At 31.3% G+C, this 3609-nt stretch carries 2 protein-coding genes and 1 pseudogene; 1 reads left to right on the forward strand and 2 read right to left on the reverse strand.

From position 1 onward, the window contains the following. Positions 1–470, reverse strand: a pseudogene (locus ACP6PK_RS23150) (hypothetical protein); the annotation flags it as partial. A 772-nt stretch (positions 471–1242) separates the two neighbouring features. Further along, a complete protein-coding gene (locus ACP6PK_RS23155) occupies positions 1243–1377 on the reverse strand; it encodes a SemiSWEET family sugar transporter (RefSeq protein WP_371357221.1) in 135 nt (44 codons plus the stop codon). A 429-nt stretch (positions 1378–1806) separates the two neighbouring features. On the opposite strand from ACP6PK_RS23155, the gene ACP6PK_RS23160 reads away from it, so the two are divergent. After that, positions 1807–3150, forward strand: a complete 1344-nt coding sequence (locus ACP6PK_RS23160) for a glutaredoxin family protein (protein WP_426563050.1) — start codon at positions 1807–1809, stop codon at positions 3148–3150. Positions 3151–3609 lie beyond the last annotated feature (459 nt).

Raw genomic sequence — 3609 nt, forward strand, 5'->3', positions numbered from 1 at the left:
TCTGTTAACCAATCTAATTCTGATTGATCAAGAATAGTTTCTGTTTCTAGTTTTTCCAATATTAAAAATAATGGAATAGAGATAGATTTATCGGGATATTTAGTAGCTTGATACTTATCTTTTAGTTCTCCAAACTTAGCTTCTACCTCTCTTTGTTTCTCCTGCTCCGAATAAATATCTAGAGTTTCCAATAAACCACTATTATTCGATAACCAATTATATTCTTTGGCACTTAATGTCTTTGCTGAGTCAATTGTTTTCAGAATAGGAAACAATGGTGTATCCGGGAAAAAGTCTTGATATTTAGTGGCATGGTATTTAATTTTTAACTCCGCAAATTCTTGGATATGATTAGGGATCGCTAAAGTTTCCTTAAGATTATAATCTTTAAGTAATTTAATTTCTGAATCAGCTAATATATTTTCAGTATCAAGTTTAAAAAGTAGCGGATGCAAACAATCAAATCCCACATTTTTTGGTACTTTATATTTTTCTTTGAGAACTAATAACTCATTCTCTAATCTTTTAACCTCAGCGTTCTTGTACTGCTCTAAGTTAACCTCTAACTTAATTAATTTGATAGTTTCAAAAAGTTGGTTTGCTTCTAAGTATTGTAATTCTAGGTCTGTAATTTAAATGCTAAAATCAACTATTCTAAGTATGAGATATAGAAAGCTTAAAGGAGATGGATTTTTATATTTATTTGCGTGATACTTAGACTTGAGAATAGAAAAATGTTGCACCCGAATTTCATGTTCGTCTTTATCCATAGAAAATTGTTATTTTAACTAATTAAAACTGATAATTACTTATATAGCAATCCGCGCTTATGTTGTAAGATTTTATCGTAGGGGTTTTGTCTTCAAACTAAGCGCATAAATGGGATTTGTCAACCAAAACCCTACAGCTTTCTCTCACAAATTATTTAGGATTACTATATTAACCAATTATAACAGTTATTATAGACAAGAGATTGAGAAGCTATCTGTAAAATCAATCTAAATAAATTCCTCAAATATCTAATATTCAGTGGGTTACGGCGACAGCGTGAATATTATTTATTTTGTCAAATTATTCCTGCATAAAAAGTCTATTTGACTATTTATATTTAAGTTTAAAGAATAAAATTGGTGAAGCTAAACTCAACGTAGCAACATTAGTAAAAATGATTGGTATATCTTTAACCAGGATGCCATAAATTATCCAGAACAAAACACCAGAGCAGAAAATAGCAAACATTTCTCAGGAAATATCTTTTGTCGAGCGAGTTCGCCAAGTTTTGATAACTTGAGGTAAAAACGAAATAGTTGTTAAGCTGCCTGCTAATAGTCCTAAAATAGTTACTAAATTTATGGTAGATAGATATAATTCAACAATTAATAATTACCTCATTCTTATAAAGAAGAGGATTGACTAAAAGGATTTGTTTTTCTTCTTTTACTCGATTGGATATGGCATTTCGGCGATAGCTGAAAGACCGTTTTTCTCCATGAATGGAGAGGCTTTATAACTTAATTTTTCGGTAAGTAGGTTATTTCAATAATCAGTTATCAGTACCTCATGCAATAGGATAGCTGGAAATACTGAATTTTATTTTTTCTTTTTTTATCCCATTTAAAGGGAAACTTAAGACCTGATTTTCTGGTCAAATTAATTATAAAATAGTTTAATCAGGGAAGAAAGTGCTAGTACAGAGTCAAGATAAAGATAAAGATAATTATTCTGTCTCCCAATACTTAATATGGGAGTCAAAACATAACACCACCAAAAATTGAAAAAATGAAGGCAAAATATATCTTCAAAATCTTGTTAACGCTCATTCTGCTTGTCAGCTTGACTATTTTTGCTCCTGTAGCTCAAGCAGCAGAAAAGGGATTAGATATCTATTTCTTTTACTCTAAAACCTGTCCTCATTGTGCCAAACAAAAACCTCTAATGGAATATATTGATAAACAGAATGAAGAGGTTAAAGTTAACTCATTTGAAGTCAGTCAAAACCCCCAAATATGGCAAGAATTTCTGGCAAAATATCAGATTACCTCTCAAGCAGTTCCCAGAACATTTATTGGCGACAAAAATTTTATTGGTTATAGTGAAACCGAGGGAGAATTGGAATATAATTCTGTATATAAGGGTTATATCGGCTACCGAAACCAAATTATTCAAGCCATAGAAACAGAATTAGGATACATCGTTAATATTCCAGGAAGAGACAAACCACTTCAACTTCCCTGGTATATTATTTTCTTGCCAATTTTATATTTATGCAGCTATCCACTGCTTAACAAAAAACTCAATAATGAGCAAAGAAAAAGATATTGGTTTGGCGGATTAATTACTACGATTATTATCAGCTTATTTTTCTTTATTACCTTCACCCCAGATGCCATTATTAAACAATTCGCTCAAGGACTTCCTTTTCCCTTATTTGTATCTACAATTGCTCTAGCTGATGGCTTTAACCCTTGTGCTTTTACTGTCCTAATTATTCTCTTATCATTACTGAGTTATACCAAAAGCAGGAGAGATATGACGCTGATTGGTTCTACTTTTGTGGCTACTTCAGGGGTGATGTATTTTCTCTTTATTATGATTATGATTCTAGTAGGTTCTGTATTTCTCGACAAATATGGAACTATCTTTATGCTCGTACTAGGAGTAATTATTACTTTAGCAGGATTAATTAATATTAAAGATTACTTCTTTTTTAAACAAGCATTTTCTCTTTCTCTATCTGAAAAACAACAGTTATCTATTAGTAAAAAAGCCCGAGAGATTGCTCGTCAACTACAAAATTCTCAGGGTAGTAAGAAAATGCTTTTAGCTGCCTTGGGTGGAACAATTTTGTTAGCTATATTTGTCAATATTGTCGAATTAGGATGTACCGCAATTCTTCCAGCAGTTTACATGACAACTTTGATTCAATACTGCCAAGAAAATGTTTGGCTTTGTTTTTCATTCTGGACAGGAATTTATGCTTTAATCTATATAATTCCTCTATTAGCAATTTTATTGAATTTTATTTATTCCTTCAAATCCTCAAGACTGAGTGAAAGTAAGGGAAGAATACTTAAGTTAATTGGAGGAACATTCATGCTCTTTTTTGGGTTGGTAATGATCTTCAAGCCAGAATTTTTAACTTTCGGCTAAATTCGGCAGTGCGTTATAGAAGTCTAGGATAATAATTGATAGTGTAGGAGTTATATCAAATCCGCTTAATTCGGTATAAAAAAATTTTCATCTTCACCTAAAGAGCAAATGTTTCTAAATTCTCTTTTCTCCTGACTCCTGACTCCTAGATTAACTATCTAATTACACCGATGCTACCCGATTTAATATATTTAATATTAGGTACAATTATCCCTAAATTATGATTCTAATTTTTCCAGGACTTACGCATTTTTGATTTTTCAACACAGAGAAACTATAGCGCTATAGTTTCTCTGTGTAAGTCCCGTTTAATATTAAACTTTTCTATATTAGACCTATCCAGAAAATAAACTTGCTCTTTATTTTAATAGGACTTAGGCAAAGACGCTATATATAGCGCTTAAAACTATGACGCAATAGTTTTTTAACTCTATACATAGTATCTTTGCGTAAGTCCTG

Origin of the sequence: Dapis hubbardiae BLCC-M172 (genome assembly GCF_050016015.1) — a bacterium.
GTDB lineage: Bacteria > Cyanobacteriota > Cyanobacteriia > Cyanobacteriales > Microcoleaceae > Trichodesmium.